The organism is Kitasatospora sp. NPDC085879 (genome assembly GCF_040686255.1).
Classification (GTDB): Bacteria; Actinomycetota; Actinomycetes; order Streptomycetales; family Streptomycetaceae; genus Kitasatospora.
The window spans coordinates 77,383-95,143 of record NZ_JBFBJZ010000013.1; the positions used below are offsets into that span (position 1 = coordinate 77,383).

Genomic DNA, 17,761 nt, shown 5'->3' on the forward strand with positions numbered 1-17,761 from the left:
ATCGGTGGCTATCTGGCCAGAGCGGCACGGCTCGCCGAGATCGACGCCGGCACGTCCGGGCACGAGGTGCGCAGCATGCTCACCGACCTTGCCAAGGAGTTACGGGCCGCGTTCGCCGACGAGGACGAGGGGACCGCGGACGGGGGTGAGGCATGCTCTCCACTCACGTGCTGGCGCGGGTCGACGCACACGGCACCGACGAGTCCGCCGTCGCCGCGGTCGAGCGGGCGCGGAAGTTTCGCAACCTATAGTTGGAGGCGCTTCCGGCGTGCCCGGAAGCGCCTCACCTACGGCCCGTCACATTCCCCGGGGCGGGCCATCCCCATGCCTACCGGCGGCCAACCCGTCGCACCGGAACCGCGATCCCAGCAAATCCCGTGCCAAGTAGACCATCGCAGCGGCATCGAACTGCGGGTGCCGCATGAGGATCACGACCATGACACCGACCGCCAGCGCCGAGCGAGTCAGCTCTATCGCCTCCGTCGGCGTCCAACCTCCCCTTGACGGCGCGACACTCCGCCGCCGTTCCATGCTTCCCACAGAGCACCCTTCCCTCGCTGACTGAGTGATGGGCGGCGCCGCTCCGCGACCAGTGTGCCGGGACGAAAAATGCGCTGCAAAGCCGCCAAAAGATGGACCCATTTGGGCGAGCCAATACCGCCAAAAGAGTGAAAAATATCGGCGGCCTTTCGCTCGCTTTTACCGATCCCGGCAAGCTTCGTCGTCACGTGGCGTGAGAGGTGGTGCCAGTGTGGAGTCGCCTGGTCTTGGACGACATCCGGGTGCAGCCGATGAAACGAACGGACGTCGGGCAGTCCTATCGGGGCCGCCCAGACGTCTCAGCCCCCTTATGAAATAACGGCCATTGCCCCGCTCTCCTCTAGCGTGGTGCTACTGAATGAACTGGTAGAGAGGGGCAACCGCACCCTCGATGCCCCCCACCAGATTATTGATCGTTGGCATTACTGGCTCCCCGCTTACGACGACACCATCACCGAAGGCCACATCGAAGCTGAATGAATGCGCTCCGCCGACGCCTTGAGTGGCGCTCTCTCTCGCGGCCTTCATTACCCGAAAGATCTCGGTGCCGTCCTGGAGGGGGTATGCCCGGTTGACTGGGAGCAGAGGAAGCACGATGGCCTCCTCCCCGCCGGGGAGGCCGAAGGAGACGTTCACAGATGCATGAGCCGCTCCCACGGTGAGGAGCAGATGGTGCTTGTCTGCGATGTCGAGCTTGTGAAGCTTCCAGAACCGATCGTCTCCTCCTAAATAGGGATGCAGAGACTCCACGCCGGTTATTGCGGCAGGCAATGCGCCTTTCAGTGCCTTCTTGCAGAGATCGGCGAAGGCTGTCGCACTTGCGGCGACTGGAAAGGCAGTGTCCCTATTGGGAGCGCCACCGCCAGCCTCGACCAGTTGCCGGGCAAGATAGTCCAGGGCCGCGCGGGCATTATGGATAGCGTCGCCAAGTAGGAGGCTCAGCTCGATCGGTGGATGCTCTCGGACAGTTACGCGATACACAAGATCGCCCTGAGCATCTTCCGCGTCGTGAACTGCAAACGGCTCGCGCGCTAAATACGAGCCGATTTCGCTGGAGAGTGACGATATGTGATACCGAGAACGGTCGAATTTCAATTTCACCTGGGTGGCTCTGTCCATATCTCCATGCTCGGCCACGAACCCAGCACTGTCCTGTGGTGAAGGCTAATGAGCCCCGGCAGCGACATCCGGGATCACACGTCGCGGACACCTAGGTCACGCAAAGATCCAGGTCAGGGACGATCCAGACGTATAGCCACTCGGAAGACTGGACGAACCCACCGGACTTGACGTCCAATCAGAACCCGGCCCTTGAGGTCGGCATGGACGCCAGTCTCGGTGTACTTGACTGGAAGGAGCGGCCGGCCAAGGTGGGCCGAGTGGCGTCTCAGGCATCCCTCGAGTGCGCTCTCAAGCCGCTGACGGGGCTCCTCTGTGACAAGTACGGGTGGCCCAGGCAGGCCACGCCCTCCACCATGACGATCAAGACCAGGCCGACCGTCTCCTTCGCTGGTTGTCGGGCATCACTGCGCGCGAATCGCGGGGAGCGGGCGTGCAGGTACAAGGTGACGTGCTGGCGACCAAGGTCGCGAGCCACGTCCGGCAGAGCAAGGTCGGACGCGAGCAGCGCAGCCTGGTTGAAGACGGTGGATGCCAGGCCCGGATCTGTCCGCCGGGTGCCGGCGTCGGCCTCGAGCGGCATGCATGCGGGCCGGATCCGGGCGACCAGCGGGAAGCGCTGGGCTATCGCTCCGGTCAGCTGCATGCCGCTACTCCCAGATGACGGTGATCGGGTGGTTGGGGCGGGGCAGGACGAAGATGCCTGCGGCCGGGTCGGCGGTGACCGGGGCATCGGGGAGTTCGAAGCGCACCGTACGGTCGCGGTAGGTGGTGCCCCAGGTGCGGATCTCCTGGGACACGAGGTCGGCGAGCGCGGCGCCATCGGGGCCGTGGCCGACGACACCGGTCTCGTACGCCTTGCGGCCGTCCTCACCGGGCTCGGCCGGGCGGATAGTGAGGTACGCGAGCGAGGAGCCGCTGACGGTCGCCATGGAGCCCCAACCGAACATCCGAGCGACACCGCGGCCCTGGGCGGTGTCGGCCACGCTCATGCGCATCAGGGCGTTGGGCAGCGTGCAGGACAGCCACAGGTCCATGAACTCGTAGGTCGTGCCGGCAGGGAGGTTCACGCCGGTCCAGCGTTCGTGACGCTCGCCATCGAGGACGCCCAGCAGGGTGTCGGCGTCCACCGCATCGGTCTGGTCCTTGTGGACCTGCAGCGTCACGTCGTCCTGGGCGGTGAGGGTGACGGTGCGGCGGGCGTCGTCCATGCTGCCGCGCAGCGGCATGAACACCGCCAGTTGGCTGTCGGCGCTGCACCAGCCGCCTTCGCCGCGTTCGAAGGCGATCGAGCGGGAGGCGGTGCCGCGCAGCCGCAGCGGCAGGACGATCCGCCCAGTGGGCTTGATCTGCTGGAGCCAGGCGGTGGGCATCTCGCTGGTGCTGACGGTGGCGATGATGCGGTCGTAGGGGGCGGTGGCGGGGTGGCCGAGGGCGCCGTCGCCGAGGACGACGTCCACGTTGGTGACGCCGGCGTCGGCGATGTGCTTGCGGGCGCCGTCCACCAGGTCGTCGTCCACGTCAACAGTCACCACGTGGCCGTCGCGGCCGACGATGACGCCGAGGTAGGCGGCGTTGACGCCGGTTCCGGCGCCGGACTCGAAGATCCTCTCGCCGGGCTGGGCGGCGAGCTGTTCGAGCATCATGGCAACGATCCACGGCTGGGAGGCGGCGCTGATCTGGACACCCGAGCCATCGGCCTTCGTGTACGTGGGGTAGTCCGCGTAGGCCACGTCCATGGGGAAGCCGGGCAGGAAGTGCTCGCGGGGCACGGTGCGAAACGCAGTCTCCACCGTCGTGGTGCTGATGGCCTTCTGGGCGAGGAGCCGACTGGTGAGGCCATCGCGCAGCTGGTCCGCGGACGAGGTAGCGGCCGTGTCGCTGGGAGTAGTCACATGGGCGACCCTAGTGGTTGTGCGGATGGCTGACTGCGAGGACGCGGAGTCCTCACCGAAATGGAAGACAACATCCAACGCGCGTGTAGCCATGGCGAATTGGTCCTCGACACGCAGTCCGGCCCGGTTGGCGCTGAAGAGGAGCAGATGAGTGCGGACGGCACGCAGCCCGCGCGCGAGGTGGCTGTCGCGGGATTAGCGCGAGGCTCTGCCTGGCTTCCTCGAGGGCGGTGACCCAGGAAACACGTGACTGGCGAGCGGCTGGCTAGGCTCGGCGAGCTGACGGGTGGCGGCAGTCATCAGCCCGCACATGGAGGCCGCCAGCTCGGCGGCTCGCTCGGGAGCAACCGCGGGCGCTGCCGACCGAGGTGGACCCAAGCCCCGATCCACTGCCCACGCCATCGGTGAAGACCGGGGCCCAAGGCGGCAGGCAACTCCCTCCGCCGTGACAGCTACCTCCACCACGATCCTGGCGACCTCCTTCGCGCATTGCAGATGCGCGAAGGAGGTAGATAGGTAGAGCGCTATGTCTTATCGCGACCTACGCAACCGGTCGACTGCAGTGATGACCTTCAGTCGTCAGCAAGCGCCGCTTCTAGGTGCACTTGCACCGGCTCGTAGAGACCATAGGGCACGTACTCAGGGATCTCCGAGAGAGCGACCCATGCGAGCTGGTCCAACTCTTCCGTGTCGATCACCTCGGCCGTTCCGCTGACAACCTCGCAGGCCGTGTACGACATGAGCCGGCCGGTCTTCGGATGAACGCGTTCTCCCAGGAGCTTGATCGCTGTCACGCTGAGCCCGGTCTCCTCCGCGGTCTCTCGGATGGCGGCCTGCTCGGGCGACTCACCCGGCTCGATCTCACCGGCCGGGAACTGCCACGAGAGCTGACCCTCGCTGATCCGGCGCCGGACCATCAGGACTCGGCCGTCGTTGACCACGATCGCAGCAGCGATTCCCGGACGTTCCTCGGCAGTCTGCTGTGTCACGTCTGCTCCTCCAGGGCGACCAGGATGGGTGGGAAGATCGTATCGGCGTCGATGAAGCGGGTCACCGAATTTCGCGGAACCCACATCACATCGACGTTCTCGACGGCATCACTGTTGGTCGCCTCTCCTGCCAGGTACTCGCACAGAAAGTACTCGCACAAGACCCCGGTCACCGGGTGGAGGCGGCTGCCGAGGATCCGGCGAACTGCGCAGTGGACCCCCGTCTCGTCCAGCGTCTCCCGGACAGCCGCGATCTCCGGCTTCGTACCGGGCTTGATCACGCCAGCCGGAAACTGCCACGTGATCCCGGATGCGTCGTCCTCACGCCGACAGACCAGCAGTACGTCGCCCTGCCGGACGACAACCGAGATGGCCACTCGTAGAGCCTGGGCAGCTGGAGTGCCGGAGTCCGTGGCCCCACCACCGCTTTCCCGCGCTGCCAGGAGGGCGAAGCGCCGGCGGGCCGCGTCGGGCGCCTTCTCGTGGGCTGCGTCGAGCAGCTGCTGCATCTCTGCTCTCGGTACGACGACGGGGTCAGAGTGCCATGTGGCCACGGTCCGGACGGCGATCCCAAGCTGGTTGGCGAACGCCTCGTTGGTGAGGCGCAAGGCGGACTGGAGCAGACAGGCGTACCGGCCACTCCAGACCTCGATGACGTCCAACGCCGTTCCCTCTCCATCGTGACCGCTGCAGTGCATGAGGCATGCGTAGAAGATGCACATCGACTGCACTGGCACTTCATCGCCGTGCGGCGTGGGCACCGGAAGACTTGTCGTCAGCACCCCAAGGACAAGCCCGGCTCGGCGACTTGATCACTGGGGAGCCCCCAGGAGCATCAGGGGCACACACGCCGACTCCCCTCGGAGATTCTAGGTGAGTACCCGAAGCAGGACACCGAGTTGGGCGATTCCGCCCACGCGACCGCCGTGTCGGCAGCCCTTCAAGGTGAACCTTCGTTGGCCTCGCTGGGTTCACCCGTTCTAGGGACACGGCTGGAAGCCATGAGTGGCTCGCCAGCGCCGGTAACCTCAGTCGGTGACGGGCTGATTGTTCGTCACCTCTGGTTGCCAGATAGCTGAAAGGGAACTGATGGCCGAGAACCATGTTCACACGGTCGAGCGCACGCTCGTTCTGCTCAAGCCCGACGCGCTGGTACGCGGCCTCGGGGGAAGGATCATCTCGCGCTTCGAGGACGCCGCGCTGAAGATCGTCGGCGTCAAGATGAAGTGGATGGACGAGGAGTTCACCCGCAAGCACTACTTCGATCTCGAAGAGCGGCTCGGGGCCGAGGTCTACAACCTCACCGCCACCTTCATGCAGCAGGGGCCTGTCATCGCCCTGGTTCTGGAGGGCTACGACGCCATCGCCACTGTTCGGAAGATCGTGGGCAGCACCTATCCGAACCAGGCGCCAGCCGGCACAATCCGCGGCGACCTCTCGCACATGAGCTCTGCGGGCAGCGTGGCCGTCGGCAAGGCCGTGGCCAACCTGGTCCACGCCTCCGGCAACAAGGAGGAGGCCGCGCAGGAAGTCGAGCTGTGGTTCGCCAAGGACGAGCTGTACGACTACCGCACGCTGGCCGAGATCTACACCAACTGACGGCAGGTCGCGGCGTCACCGTTGAGACGCCGCCGCGTTGACCATCACCGGGGTATAACCGTCTGATCTGAGAGGGCACCATGAGCAACCAGACCCGCCTGGCCTCCGCCGAGGAACTGGAGTCGACCTTCCAGCGCGAGCTGGCGACCGACCGCTGGGCGGCCACCGAGACCGCCTACGCGCTGGCGGTCCGCCTCCGCGACGCCGACGACTGGCCCAAGTCCCGCGAATGGGTCCAGCAGTGCCTCCAGCTCCTGGAGGGCTTCCCGAACGAGACCGAGGACCAGGTGGCGACCACCCGCGTGGCGGTCGGCGGCGTCCCGCTGCCGAACTACCTGCACGCCGGTGTGATCCGGGAGCGCTTCGGCGACCTGGGCTGACCGATTTCGGGCGTTGCGGCCGACGAGGTAACGGTCGGCCGCACCGCCCGGCACCACCCACCACTCCATACCGCCCCATCCGAACCAGCCAGGGGCCACCTCGTCTTGGTTCGGCTGGATCCGCCATGCCTGAAACAAGGAGACCCGACCGTGGCTGTCGAGATCGAGATGCGCGCCCGCTTCGACAAGGAGACCCACTCCGGGCTCATGGACCGCCTGAGGAAAGACGGCGAGGACCTGGGCGACGACGCCAAGCACATTTACTTCTACGTGCTGCCCGAGCAGCTGCTGAAGGTCACGGACAACACGGCCGCCGGCACTGCCAAGATCACCCTCAAGGGGAGCAAGATCGGCCAGGGCGCCGCCTTCTCCGAGACCGAGTTCGCAATCGCCCGCGAGGACGTCCCGGCGGCCGTGAAGGTGTTCAACGCGCTCGGCTTCGAGAGCGCGATGCACGAGGCGTTCAACTTCCGCCACAACTTCCGCTTCCAGGGCGTGGAGATCGCGCTCAAGTGGAGCGAGGCATGGGGGTACCACGCCGAGTTCGAGGTGCTGCTCGACGACGGTGCCTCGGACGCCGCCCGCGACGAGGCGTCCGCCCAGATCGTCGACGTCGCTTTCGAGCTCGGCGTGACGCTGATGAGCGAGCAGGAGCTTGCTGACTTCGCTGCCACCTTCGAGGCCGCCGAACAGGAGCGCAAGGCTCGCGAGGCACAGGCCGCTCCGATCCGGTAGGAGCCCCTCACCGCGGTGGACCACCAGAAAGGGGTGGGCACAGATGAGCACGACCCCGACGACCACAAGCCTGGTCGACCTGGCTGCCCGCAGGCAGCTGCCGCACCACCAGTACATGGACCTGGCCACCGTCGAGTGGATCAAGACCAACCGGCCGGACCTAGGCACGGCCTGGCCTCCGGCCCTGCGGCCGGGCTCGAAGCACCTCTTGAGCCGGTCCGCTCTTCCGGCAACGTGGCTGGCGGAACCCCGTTTACATGACTCGCTCCACGGCGTCCGACACAGCATGCGAACCGCCGCGCTGGCCGCCCTGCTCGCCGAGATCCACGAGCTGGACGAAACCGAGACCGCCACGGTCGTCCTGGCCGCCACCGTCCACGACTGCCAACGCCTGCACGACCAGGACGACCGCGGCCACGGTGCTCGCGCCGCCATCTGGCTGGCCGCCAACGCCGACACCGTCTGGACCCACTTCGGCTTGGTAGCCGCGCCCCGGCGGATCATCCAGGCCGCTACCGCCATCCGCCTGCACGACGTGCCGTACGGCGCCTTCTGCTCGGACGACCAAGCCGACTACCACCGAGCCGAACTCATCTGCGACCTGGTCAAGGCAGCCGACGCGCTCGACCGCTACCGCCTGCCGAAGCTCAGCTGGTGGCCCGACTCGCGGCACGTTCGTGCGCCGGCCTTCGACCAGCTCCGCGCGGTGGCCTTCGATCTCGTCGCCGTCTCCGAGACCGCGCACCTCGCTGGGGCCAGCAGCGCTGAAGCCGTCCTGTACGCGCTCGCCGAGAAGGGACTGGTGTAGCTGTGAGCCTCCGCAACGCCTACGACCTGTGGGCCGACGCGCACGCCTTCTTCGACTCCGCGCTGCTGCCCGACGCCGGGCAGCGCGGCCCGCTGGCGGCTCAGACGGCCGCTTGGCACAAGCGCCTGACCGACGAGACGCCGAACGGCAGCCTGCTCCGCAAGAACGCGCTCTTCGACAGCCTGAGCAGCGACGGCAAGCTGCACCTGCTCCACGTCACCCACGCCCTGGAAGAGATCAGCGAGGAGGGGGTGCTCTACCCCTCCGGCGGATGCCTCGTCGGCAGCATCTACTGTGCGCCGCTCACACCGACCGACCACGGCTTCCGCATGCACAACCTGGCTGCCTACGTCCTCACCAAGGAGGCCCCAGCCTCCCTCGCCAAGGTCGGCCTGAGCGGACGCGCACCCACACCGCTGATCTTTGAGATCACCGCGCCGCCCCAGGCGTACCGCGGATTGGCGGGCGTGGACTACCTGCGACTGGGCGCGATCCACCTGCAGATCTACACCGACCTGGAGTACCTGCTCAGCAAGACAGAGCGACACCACCTGCGCGAGACCGTTGTCGGCCGGATCAAGAACTCGGCCGCATTCCTGGCCTTGGCCGCCGGCATCGTCTACCAGGGCTCGACCGTGGCCACGGAGGGCTTCCTCCAGCTGTTGGACGCGGCCATCCCCCGGCTGCCGATCCTCGGTTACCTCTACTTCGAGGCCCTCGCCGAGTACCTGATGCTCCACTCCACCTCCGCACGGACCCAACAACTGGCCGACCTCGGGGAGTTCAACAACTGGCTCTACAAGGAGATGCTGTTCGCCTCCTTCCCGGACATGGCTGGCAAGTTCAACCTCGCCAGCTTCCGCCCCCGCCCGCAGCAGCTGGCAACACTTCTGCAGCGGGTGGACCCGACCATCAACGCCGACCACGCCTGCGCCTACATGGTCGAGCGGATCAGCTACCTCGTCGCCGCGCGGCTCTTCACCAACGGTGAGGTACCGGAAGCCTGGCACCGCACTCGCTGGGAGTTCGACAGCCTCGCCACCCAGCTCGGCCCGCTGCTCGGCCACCTCATCCACCGGGAGCTCCGCAGCTTCGGCCGGTACCCCGACTTCTATTTCTACTTCGATCAGCACAAGGCCCTGCAAGCCTGGAACTACTGGAACCACATGGACATCGTCGTGCCGTTCAACGGCACGATGCCCAAGGGCGAGATCGGCATCAACCCGGCCTACCCGAACCTGGACTACCGCGTCTGGCGTGCCGAGCCCGACGACGCCGGACACCTCCACCCGACCGAGCAGTTGGCGCTGAGCATCGCGCCGCGCCTGGTCGACATCAAGTACACGCTGATGCGCAACAGCAGCCGCTGACCGCTGCCCCAATCCCTCGACGACCGATCGCGGAGGAGACGCATGCCCACCCACGACCCCACAACCCCGTCCACCGCTGCCTGGCCGGCACCGACCCAGCCCGCCGAGGCGCTCTTCACTGAGATCTACCGCACCAATCACTGGGGATCCCCCGAGTCGGTCTCCGGACCCGGATCGGAGCTGCGGCAGACCAAAGCGGTCCGGGCCGCCCTCGGCTCGGTGCTCGCGCGCTACCCGATCCGCACGGTCACGGACGCCGGATGCGGCGACGTCAACTGGATCCGCCACGTCGACGGGTTCGACCGCCTGGAGGCCTACCTCGGCCTCGACGTCGTCCCCGACCTCGTCCAGCTCAACCAGGAACGGCACGGCAGCGAGCGCATCTCCTTCCGGCAGGCCGACCTGAGCAGGGACGACATCCCGGCAGCGGACCTCGTCCTCGCACGGGACTGCCTCGTCCACCTCACCCACCACGAGGTACTCGCGTTCCTCGACCGCGTGACCACCAGCGGATCGACGTTTCTGTTCGCCACCACGTACGTCGGCGTGGCCGAGAACCGTGACACCACGGACACCCACTGGCGCCCGATCAACCTCCAAGCGGCCCCGTTCCACCTACCCGAGCCCATCGAGCACTTCGACACCGACTTCACGGACAGCGGCCGACACCACCCCGGGAACGGGCTGGGCCTGTGGACGATCGACCAGCTCAGCTCCCGAACCACCTGACCACCACCCAGGCGACCCAGGAAGCGAGACCCCGATGACCCCGCACGACCAGCAGATAACCACCCTTCTCGCCCAACTCGACCAGGCCCTCGACTCGCCCGCGACCACGCACGGCCTCGCCCGCATCCTCCGGGCGGCCGTCAAGGAAGTCGAACTGCACCGCTCTCACCGGGCTAGCGTCGCCGCCCTGCCCGACGGCATCCTCAAGCCCGGCCCCGCCAAGGTCCAGATCGGCGGCGGCGGCCACCGCATCGACGGCTTCTTCAATATCGACATCGTCCCGCCGGCCGACCTTCTGTGGGACGTGCGCGAGGGCATCCCGCTCGCCGACGCCAGCGCCGAGACGATCTTCTCCGAGCACTTCCTGGAGCACATTGACTACCCCCGCTCCGCCAAGTACTACGCCCGCGAGGCCCACCGCGTCCTTGCGCCTGGCGGGCAGCTCATCACCGGCGTCCCCGACGCCGCCTTCGTCCTGAACCAGTACTCGGCATCGCCGGACAGGGCCGCCGAGATGATCGACCGGTGGTACGCCAAACGGCAGTGTCGGGGCGACATCAACACCTACCTCGACCTCATCAACTACGTCTTCCGCGACCAGGACGACGACCCGACCTACAACCCCCACTACTGGGCGTATGACAACGAGAAACTCGCCCAGCTCTTCACCGAGGCGGGCTTCCGCACCGTCGAGCCGTGGACCTTCGATCCGGCGATGGCCAACCCGAAGCGTCAGTGGGCCAGCGTCTACGTGATCGCCACGAAGTAGCGCAGAGCCGGGTAGCCCGCGAGCGGCCCGCACTGGAAGGGCCTCTGCCCGTGGTGGCTGGAGCCGACCTAGCCACCACGGGACGGCGGGACCACCTGATCAACGCCAGCGGCAGGCACCGCACGCCTACGCAGCTCCGAAGCGGGAGGCACCTCATGTCTCAAGGCCATCCGTACATCAGCCACCTGACCTTGGCCGACACCCCCAACGCGGTCCCCTGGGCCCGTCGGCACACTGCCGACATCCTCCGTCAATGGCGGATCCCGGACACCGTCATCGAAACGACCAACCTCATCGTCTCCGAGCTCACCACCAACGCGGTCCGCCACCCGGCTGTCAACGAGCCCCAGAACACCGGATACCCGAGCCTGGCCAGAATCCGCACGTTCACCCTCGCACTCCAACTGACAGGAACGAGCTTGCTCGTCCAAGTCGCAGACAGCGATCCCCGGCCACCAGTACGGCGAGAGGTGGGCGTGGAAGCCACCGGCGGACGCGGGCTGTTCCTGGTGAGTGAGATGGCCGACCGCTGGGGCTACTACCCCACGACGGCGGTCGGGAAAGTCGTTTGGGCCGAACTTCTTCTTCACGGTTCCGGACGATCTGGCCCCGGGCGCACGGAGCAACCCAAGGAGCGTGGGCAGTCAGGCGAAGCCACCGGCCCAATCTCCGACCCGCTATTGATCGGAAGAGTGCTGGTCGGACTGCATGAGCTGTAGCTACGCAGGGAAGCCCTAACGAGTGCGCCCCTGACCCTGGCGGCGTGGCCGACGCTCGCAATCGAGGCGCCCGACGCGTCCCCGTCGCAGTCTTCCGCCGGTACATGTTGAAGCCGATACGGGAACCGTAAAACTCCACCGTCGCCTGCATCGAAGCCCACTACCTGGTCGGCTGACGGATGGACGGAGGCCCGACAACCTGCAGTGGCTGCCGGGCTTTGTCCCAGTGCTTGCCCTCATTGACAGGGGCGGACTTCGAGGCGGACTATCCCCGACCGATTGCCAGGCGGCTGACTCGAGCCCGTCCCGGGAGATGGACGGCGGGGTTAGAGCAGCTATGTGATAGCCCATCGGCTGGCAATGAGCCCACAGAGCACCGAAATCCCCGAGCCTGTCCCACATCGGCACATTCACCCTCGCGCTCCAACCGACGGGAACAAGCTTGCTCGCCCAAGTCGCGCACGTCATAGGTCGGCCGGCCAGCGCCAATCCCCTTCTCCACCTCAAGCGAAGGGATACCACAGGCTAGTTCGACAACTACGCTCATAGCTACGAAGCCGTCTGGGCCGACGCAGAGTCCTGGACGCCCGGCGGAGAGAGGGCCATCGCGCATGGGCAGGACTGAGTACTACAACGACCCCGGCGCCCCGAAGGCCAACACCCTCATCCCCGCCAGCAACCTGCTCGTCGTCGACGACCATGGTGCCATCCTGCTCCAGCGCCGCCGCGACACTGGCCAGTGGGCCCTGCCCGGCGGAGCCCAGGACATCGGCGAGACCGCCGCTCAGTGCGCCGTGCGCGAGTGCCTGGAAGAGACCGGCATCGTCGCCGAGATCACCGGCTTCCTCGGCGTCTACACCAACCCGAAGCACATCGTTGCCTACACCGACGGCGAGATCCGCCAGCAGTACGAGAACACCTACATCGGCCGCCCCATCGGCGGCGAACCCACGATCAATGACGAGGCCGATGGCGTCCGCTTCGTCCAGCCCGCCCACCTCAACCAGTACGACATCCACCCCAGCATGCACCAGCAGATCAGCGACTACCTCTCCGGCGCCTACCCTTATCTTGGCTGAGCCGCCAGACTACATCCACCCGCTCCCCCGCAGATCTCGGTCACCAGCTCATTAGAGGTCGTCAGCTCCCCGTCAGGCGAAATCATCATGGGGCACCACGCCAGGGGGGACCGCGATGCGAGAACGAGCCCACACACGTTGAGTACTTCTGGGTTTCGCTGGAGGCAGGTCACGTTCTTCAGTCCGGGTATAGCGCTCTTCCGGGCCGCCTCTGCGACTGAGTTCCCACGAAGGGAGTAGAGCCGGGTTCAGCCGTCCAGGACGGTGAATGCGAGCCCGCCCCGTTGTGGGGCGGGCTGAGAGCTGCTTGAGATTGAGCAGTCACTCCCGGCCGAAGAGGAGGCCGAACCGGTCCAACTCTCCTCGTGGGATCGGCTGTGCGGGGGTGTAGAGGAGCTGGGTGACGGTTCGTCGGTTTCCGGTGTAGGTGCGGCGCTGGTAGATCCGCAGGCGCGGGTAGATGACCGTCCACTCGGGGTGGGTCAGGTCGAACAGCTCGGCGAGGTCGTACGGCAGCTCGTTGCCGTCCTCGCCCACGAGTTCCGTGTGGTCGACGGCCAGGGGCTGGTGGGCGGTGATCCCCGGCTGCGTCGGCGGCTCGGGACTGGGCGCCGGTTCAGGTGCGGGGGACGCGGTTGGTGGTTCGAGTGGGGCGGCGGCCGACAGCTCCATGCCGGGCGGTCCGGCCGGCGGCGGGGCGCTGCCGGCCTCGGGGGTGTCCTGCGGCTTGGGCGTGCTGGCGGCCGCCTTCACGGGCGGCTTGCGGGCGGCCATCAGGGGGTCGCCTTGAAGGTGCCGTAGACGAAGGACTCGGGGCGGGGCATCTCGAGGCCGACGCGCTCGGAGCCGCGCACGGTCACCACGCCGCGCTCGAAGTTGTCGCGGTTCTCGGTGGAGATCTGGACGGAGACCTGCTCGCGGTCGTAGAGGCGGGCGCCGAGGCCGAAGCTGCCGATGAGGAACTTGCCCTCGGTGATCGCCATGGAGTCCACGACGGCGAGCCGCCAGACGACCTTCTGCGCGCCGACCGCGACGTTGACCGCGACGCGGTAGGCGCCCTGGTTGTCGGTCTCCAGCTCCAGGTCCTCGAAGTCGAAGGGGTGGAGGACGATGCCGGTGGGCGGGAAGTAGGCGAGGAACGCCCGGGTCGCGGCGCGCCGGATGGCGGCCGACTGCTTGTCCGGGTCCACCTGGGCGTAGGTCTGGACGCCCTGGGTGTTGACGATGCCGGTGATCCGCTCGTCGCCGCCCGGGCCGTAGAGGATCTCGTTGTCCTCGGCCATCTTCACGCCGTCGACCATCTCGCTGTCGATCAGGTCGCGCAGCCGTGGCTCGTCGGCGAGCGTGTTCTTGTGGATCGGCATGGTGTGCGCGATCTCGGCCACCGGGTAGGTGACCGTCTTGAAGGTCAGGTTGGACTGGCCGGCCCGCGCGAACACCTCCACCGCCGCGCCGCCGCCGGGCGGCACCTCCGTGGCGCGCTCGGGGACGATGCCGGCCGCGTTGGTGAAGCCGGTGACCCGCACGCCGTACAGCAGGTTCGCGGTGGTGGTCTGGGACGGGAACAGGTCGCGGATGCGCCCCGGCCGGACGGCGCGGGGCACGATGTCCAGCCGCTCGGCAGTGCCGAGGCCGAGGACCGAGGCGGTGCCGGCGGACCGGGTGAAGATGTCCTTGCTGGCGAGCTGGTCGAGGGCGTGGCCGTCGACGGTGACCATCTCGTCGAACGAGCCGCGGAAGCCGGCGGCGCTGAGCGCCTTGAACTCGTCGGAGTCGAGGAATCGCTGGCCGAGGCTCTTGGCCTGGCCGGCGCCGAGGCGGGCGGCGAGTGCGGCGTCCTGGGGGGCGTAGGGCTGGCTGGCCGGCTCGTTGAGGAAGGTCTCGATGCTGGCGGCGCCCTCGAGGTCGGTGATCAGCTGCTTGATCGCCTGGGCCTCGCCGAGGGTCTTGCGGAAGGCGGTGGCCTTCTCGGTGGAGACGGTGACACCGCTGTCCTCGATCGTGAAGGCGTTGCTGATGGTGTCGAGTTCGGCGGCCTTGGTGCGCAGCGCGGCGTTGAGTTCCTTGAGCCGGTTCTTGTCGGCGGTCACGAGGTGACGCTCCTTGGGGTTGGGCCGGGCCGTCCCGCCAGTGCGGGGCGAAGGGGTGTCACGTCGTGCGCCCGGTCAGCACCGGTGCGCCACGGCGATCGGCACACCGTAGGAGCGGCCCGCCCCTAGTGTCGCGTCGAGCCGCTGTCTGGTGGCGGGCATCGGCCCGGCCCCGCTCTCCGCGCCGTAACTCTGGTGCGGTTGGCCGATGTTGGGTGCGCCCAGGGCGGGTCAGGTTGGTGACTGTGGGGAGCGGTCCAGCTGTGCGTGGACCGGCTGAGCCAGGGCTCGGCCGAGACCGACGATCGGAGCCCCGACGTGTATCCCTTCCCCCGTCCCGACCTACCGCGGGTGCCGGGAGACCTCGACCTGGCCGCGGCGGTGCCGGCCGATCAGCCAGGCAGTGAGCTGGCTGTGGCCGGGGCCCGGTACCAGGTGCTCTCGTCGCCTGCGGGCTGGGTGCTGCGTGCTGCCGGGCCCGGTGGGAAGACGGCGCTGTACGGGCCGTGCGCAGCGGCAGGGCGAGCTGAGACGTGGATGCACCAGCTCGCAGCGTGGTCGCTGTGGTCGCTGTGGCCGGTGGCGCAGGTACGTGGCGCCTGGGGCTGCATCGCCCGGACGGACGATGGCTGGTTCACGGCCCTGGCCTTCCGGGGCCTCCCGCCGCAGGTACAGATCCATGCGGACGTTCGGGCCGCCGAGGAACAGGCCGCCGGCCACCTGATCACTCCGGCCGTCTGGTCGGACTCCACAGACTCGGGCCTGCCGGATTCGGTGCGGCGGATCGAGGAGCAGTTCTGGGTGCGCGAGGGCCACCGGGTCCTGGCCACGTGTGCGACCAGCTCGCTGGGAGAGTTGGCCCGGGAGGCGTATCGGGAGCGGGCGCTCACCCGGGGAACTTCCCGAGCGCCGACCTTGCCGAGCGCCTTGGGTCTTTGGTTGGGGCACACCGCTCAGCTAGTGAATACGTAGAGTGATGACCGAGAAGAGGGCCAGACCGACCGGCAAATGGCGTGCGGCGTCGCCTGGCGGCGGCTGACGGGGGATTGGCTTTGTCCACGAGAACGGGCTCTGGCACAGGTTTTGTGGAACCGCCCCGCCGCCCCGCGAGGCCTGTGCCGACTACGGTCGCTGACCTGCTGCTTCGCCGAGCGCAGCGCCCTTGTCCATGGCCTCCGACGTGGACCACCACACAACCTGCGCCAGAGCCCGAGAACGGGAGTCGTTTGTCAATGAGCGCGGGAGGCACTTCAAAGCCGACCAAGTCGATGTTCACGAGTTCGGGAGGCACCCGCGGTGCCGCCCTGTTGGGCACAGGACGGCGCCGGTGGAGGGTGCTGGCAGCCCCCTCCACCGGTTTCGCTACGCCACGAGCTTGTGCAGGGCGAGCACCGTCGCGCCTGCGGCTCCGAGCCCGGGCAGCGGGCCCGCCAGACTCAGGACGAGGGCGCCCGCCAGGACGCCGGCGAGCAGAATGATCGCCCAGCGCTGGGGCAAGGGCTCGGGGTTATTGGAATCTGCCACGTACTGTTCTCCTTGAAGGAATCCTCGATCAGGCGGCCCCGGATGGACCCCGGGGCCGTTCGCGTCTGCGCGAACGACGTGACCGCCGAGACCGCGTTGAGCGGGCCTAAAGTCCATGGTGAGGGGCCTGGAGGAGCCTTCGTCGACACGTGATCAACGTTTTGATCCGGGTAAAGGCCCTTAGAGAAGGGCCTTTACCCGGATCAAAACGATGGGATCAAAACGCTAATCTTCCTTCGTGGCTGATGCACGGGAGACGAACGAGCGCAGACTGCGCCGGCTGCAGCAGATGCGGAGGACCGGCTCGGTAACGCAAGCGTCTGAGGCCCTGGGCGGAATCTGGAAGGCAGGGAAGAAGCCGGACTCGATCGTCCTGCGCACCGCTTTGCTGCGGGCCGACGGGGAACGGTCGAGACTCACCAAGCTAGTCCTTCCGCGAGGGATAGCGCTGCGCTTCTACCTGCTGGCCCTCTTCGAGGCGCAGTGCCGACTGGACACGGGGGACTCCTGGCAGAACGTCCGCCCGCTGAAGGGTGCCGAATCGTGGTCCGCCCTCGTTGCCATCGACGGTGCGTACGACACGGTGTCGGGGGCGTACGACGCCGCGTTGGAGAACATGCCTCCAGAGCTCCGCGGCAGTGCGCGCGCGGAGGAGCGGTGGCGCACGAGGAAGTTGGAGGACCTGCGGCTTCGGCAAGTCAAGGGAGCCCTGAGAACTCTGGAAGAACTCGGCCATGAAGACGCCTTGGTCTGGATGCCCCGGGGCGCGCGCGGACAGCGGTTGTACGAGGACTTCTCGCTCATGGAGGAAGGCGGGCGGGGCGATATGCCGACCCCAGACTTCTACACCGTCCCCGTCCGTAGCTGGACCGCCGCCAGGACGATCACGCTCCCCAAGGACTTCTTCCTGAAGGGCTGGATCCAGGTGCTCAATCCTTCCGAGGTCGCCACCTGGCTCATCTTGAGATGGATGAGCCAGTGGGCGCCTAGGAAGCACCGCGTGTCGGGCGTCTTCCTCACCACGCGGCCCCGCATGCAGGCCTTCGGCCTGCGTGACGATGCCTGGGAGGACGGGTGTCAGCGCCTTCTCGAGTTCGGCCTCATCCGCCACGCCGAACCTCCCGAGGGACTAAAGGCTGCCCTGGACGCGATCGCCGACCCCGTCATAACGGCGCTCTTCTCCCAGCCGACTCGCGTCCGCCACCCTTACCAGCCGCATTTTTGGCAGATGACCGACGATGGGCTCGCTGAGAACGCCCTGCAGGCACTCGACCGGGAACTCACCCACCGGCGAGGGGCACTCGCCAATGCCGCCATGAAGCGCGTGCAGCACGATCCCGAGCGCCTCGCCGGCCATGCGCCGGCCGACGAGTGAGCCACGCGCCGCACGCGACTGCCCTGAGCCCCGACCCGCTT

The 17,761-nt window shown here is 67.3% G+C and carries 19 protein-coding genes; 11 read left to right on the forward strand and 8 right to left on the reverse strand.

Features of this window, described 5'->3' with window-relative positions; translation table 11 throughout:
- Positions 1 to 891 precede the first annotated feature (891 nt).
- From AB0P35_RS12930 to AB0P35_RS12950, 5 genes are all read right to left on the reverse strand, one after another.
- Entirely contained in the window at positions 892 to 1,659 is a 768-nt protein-coding gene (locus AB0P35_RS12930; RefSeq protein ID WP_363509976.1) for a hypothetical protein, read from the reverse strand.
- Between the two features lie 268 nt (positions 1,660 to 1,927).
- Positions 1,928 to 2,305, reverse strand: a complete 378-nt coding sequence (locus AB0P35_RS12935; protein ID WP_363509978.1) for a hypothetical protein — start codon at positions 2,303 to 2,305, stop codon at positions 1,928 to 1,930.
- Between the two features lie 4 nt (positions 2,306 to 2,309).
- On the reverse strand, positions 2,310 to 3,554 hold the full coding sequence (gene fxlM / locus AB0P35_RS12940; protein ID WP_363509980.1) for a methyltransferase, FxLD system: 1,245 nt from the start codon (positions 3,552 to 3,554) through the stop codon (positions 2,310 to 2,312).
- 572 nt (positions 3,555 to 4,126) lie between these two features.
- Positions 4,127 to 4,543, reverse strand: a complete 417-nt coding sequence (locus AB0P35_RS12945; protein WP_363509982.1) for an NUDIX hydrolase — start codon at positions 4,541 to 4,543, stop codon at positions 4,127 to 4,129.
- Positions 4,540 to 5,205, reverse strand: coding sequence for an NUDIX domain-containing protein (locus AB0P35_RS12950; protein ID WP_363509984.1), 666 nt, complete (start codon positions 5,203 to 5,205; stop codon positions 4,540 to 4,542). The genes AB0P35_RS12945 and AB0P35_RS12950 overlap by 4 nt, the downstream gene beginning before the upstream one ends.
- A 427-nt stretch (positions 5,206 to 5,632) precedes the next feature.
- On the opposite strand from AB0P35_RS12950, the gene AB0P35_RS12955 reads away from it, so the two are divergent.
- The 9 genes from AB0P35_RS12955 to AB0P35_RS12995 all read left to right on the forward strand — a co-directional run bounded on the left by AB0P35_RS12955 (position 5,633) and on the right by AB0P35_RS12995 (position 12,731).
- Positions 5,633 to 6,142, forward strand: a complete 510-nt coding sequence (locus tag AB0P35_RS12955; RefSeq protein ID WP_363509986.1) for a nucleoside-diphosphate kinase — start codon at positions 5,633 to 5,635, stop codon at positions 6,140 to 6,142.
- A gap of 80 nt (positions 6,143 to 6,222) precedes the next feature.
- Positions 6,223 to 6,522 carry a hypothetical protein gene (locus AB0P35_RS12960; RefSeq protein WP_363509988.1) on the forward strand — a complete coding sequence of 100 codons (300 nt, stop codon included), beginning with the start codon at positions 6,223 to 6,225 and terminating at the stop codon, positions 6,520 to 6,522.
- Positions 6,523 to 6,672: 150 nt separating this feature from the next.
- Positions 6,673 to 7,257 (forward strand): hypothetical protein, encoded by a 585-nt coding sequence (locus tag AB0P35_RS12965; RefSeq protein ID WP_363509990.1) that lies wholly within the window; start codon positions 6,673 to 6,675, stop codon positions 7,255 to 7,257.
- A 43-nt stretch (positions 7,258 to 7,300) separates the two neighbouring features.
- On the forward strand, positions 7,301 to 8,065 hold the full coding sequence (locus tag AB0P35_RS12970; RefSeq protein ID WP_363509992.1) for a hypothetical protein: 765 nt from the start codon (positions 7,301 to 7,303) through the stop codon (positions 8,063 to 8,065).
- A 2-nt stretch (positions 8,066 to 8,067) separates the two neighbouring features.
- The gene (locus AB0P35_RS12975; RefSeq protein ID WP_363509994.1) at positions 8,068 to 9,435 is read left to right on the forward strand and encodes a hypothetical protein; all 1,368 of its coding nucleotides are present in this window, start codon (positions 8,068 to 8,070) and stop codon (positions 9,433 to 9,435) included.
- A gap of 42 nt (positions 9,436 to 9,477) precedes the next feature.
- Positions 9,478 to 10,164: a class I SAM-dependent methyltransferase gene (locus AB0P35_RS12980; protein ID WP_363509996.1), complete on the forward strand. Its 687-nt coding sequence runs from the start codon at positions 9,478 to 9,480 to the stop codon at positions 10,162 to 10,164.
- 34 nt (positions 10,165 to 10,198) lie between these two features.
- Complete coding sequence (locus tag AB0P35_RS12985) at positions 10,199 to 10,933, forward strand: methyltransferase domain-containing protein (protein ID WP_363509998.1); 735 nt, start codon at positions 10,199 to 10,201, stop codon at positions 10,931 to 10,933.
- A gap of 155 nt (positions 10,934 to 11,088) precedes the next feature.
- Complete coding sequence (locus AB0P35_RS12990; protein ID WP_363510000.1) at positions 11,089 to 11,652, forward strand: ATP-binding protein; 564 nt, start codon at positions 11,089 to 11,091, stop codon at positions 11,650 to 11,652.
- A gap of 611 nt (positions 11,653 to 12,263) precedes the next feature.
- Positions 12,264 to 12,731 carry an NUDIX domain-containing protein gene (locus AB0P35_RS12995; RefSeq protein ID WP_363510002.1) on the forward strand — a complete coding sequence of 156 codons (468 nt, stop codon included), beginning with the start codon at positions 12,264 to 12,266 and terminating at the stop codon, positions 12,729 to 12,731.
- Positions 12,732 to 13,052: 321 nt separating this feature from the next.
- Here the strand turns inward: AB0P35_RS12995 and AB0P35_RS13000 are convergent, their stop codons facing one another.
- Together AB0P35_RS13000 and AB0P35_RS13005 are read right to left on the reverse strand one after the other, a co-directional pair.
- Positions 13,053 to 13,505 (reverse strand): hypothetical protein, encoded by a 453-nt coding sequence (locus AB0P35_RS13000; protein ID WP_363510004.1) that lies wholly within the window; start codon positions 13,503 to 13,505, stop codon positions 13,053 to 13,055.
- Complete coding sequence (locus tag AB0P35_RS13005) at positions 13,505 to 14,821, reverse strand: phage major capsid protein (RefSeq protein WP_363510006.1); 1,317 nt, start codon at positions 14,819 to 14,821, stop codon at positions 13,505 to 13,507. Before AB0P35_RS13005 ends, AB0P35_RS13000 begins: the two co-directional genes overlap by 1 nt.
- A gap of 267 nt (positions 14,822 to 15,088) precedes the next feature.
- On the opposite strand from AB0P35_RS13005, the gene AB0P35_RS13010 reads away from it, so the two are divergent.
- The gene (locus AB0P35_RS13010; RefSeq protein WP_363510008.1) at positions 15,089 to 15,793 is read left to right on the forward strand and encodes a hypothetical protein; all 705 of its coding nucleotides are present in this window, start codon (positions 15,089 to 15,091) and stop codon (positions 15,791 to 15,793) included.
- 390 nt (positions 15,794 to 16,183) lie between these two features.
- Here AB0P35_RS13010 and AB0P35_RS13015 read toward each other — a convergent pair whose 3' ends face one another.
- The gene (locus AB0P35_RS13015; RefSeq protein ID WP_363510010.1) at positions 16,184 to 16,345 is read right to left on the reverse strand and encodes a hypothetical protein; all 162 of its coding nucleotides are present in this window, start codon (positions 16,343 to 16,345) and stop codon (positions 16,184 to 16,186) included.
- Positions 16,346 to 16,583: 238 nt separating this feature from the next.
- Here AB0P35_RS13015 and AB0P35_RS13020 point away from each other — a divergent pair, with 238 nt between their 5' ends.
- Positions 16,584 to 17,720, forward strand: coding sequence for a hypothetical protein (locus AB0P35_RS13020; protein WP_363510012.1), 1,137 nt, complete (start codon positions 16,584 to 16,586; stop codon positions 17,718 to 17,720).
- The last annotated feature ends 41 nt before the right edge of the window (positions 17,721 to 17,761 follow it).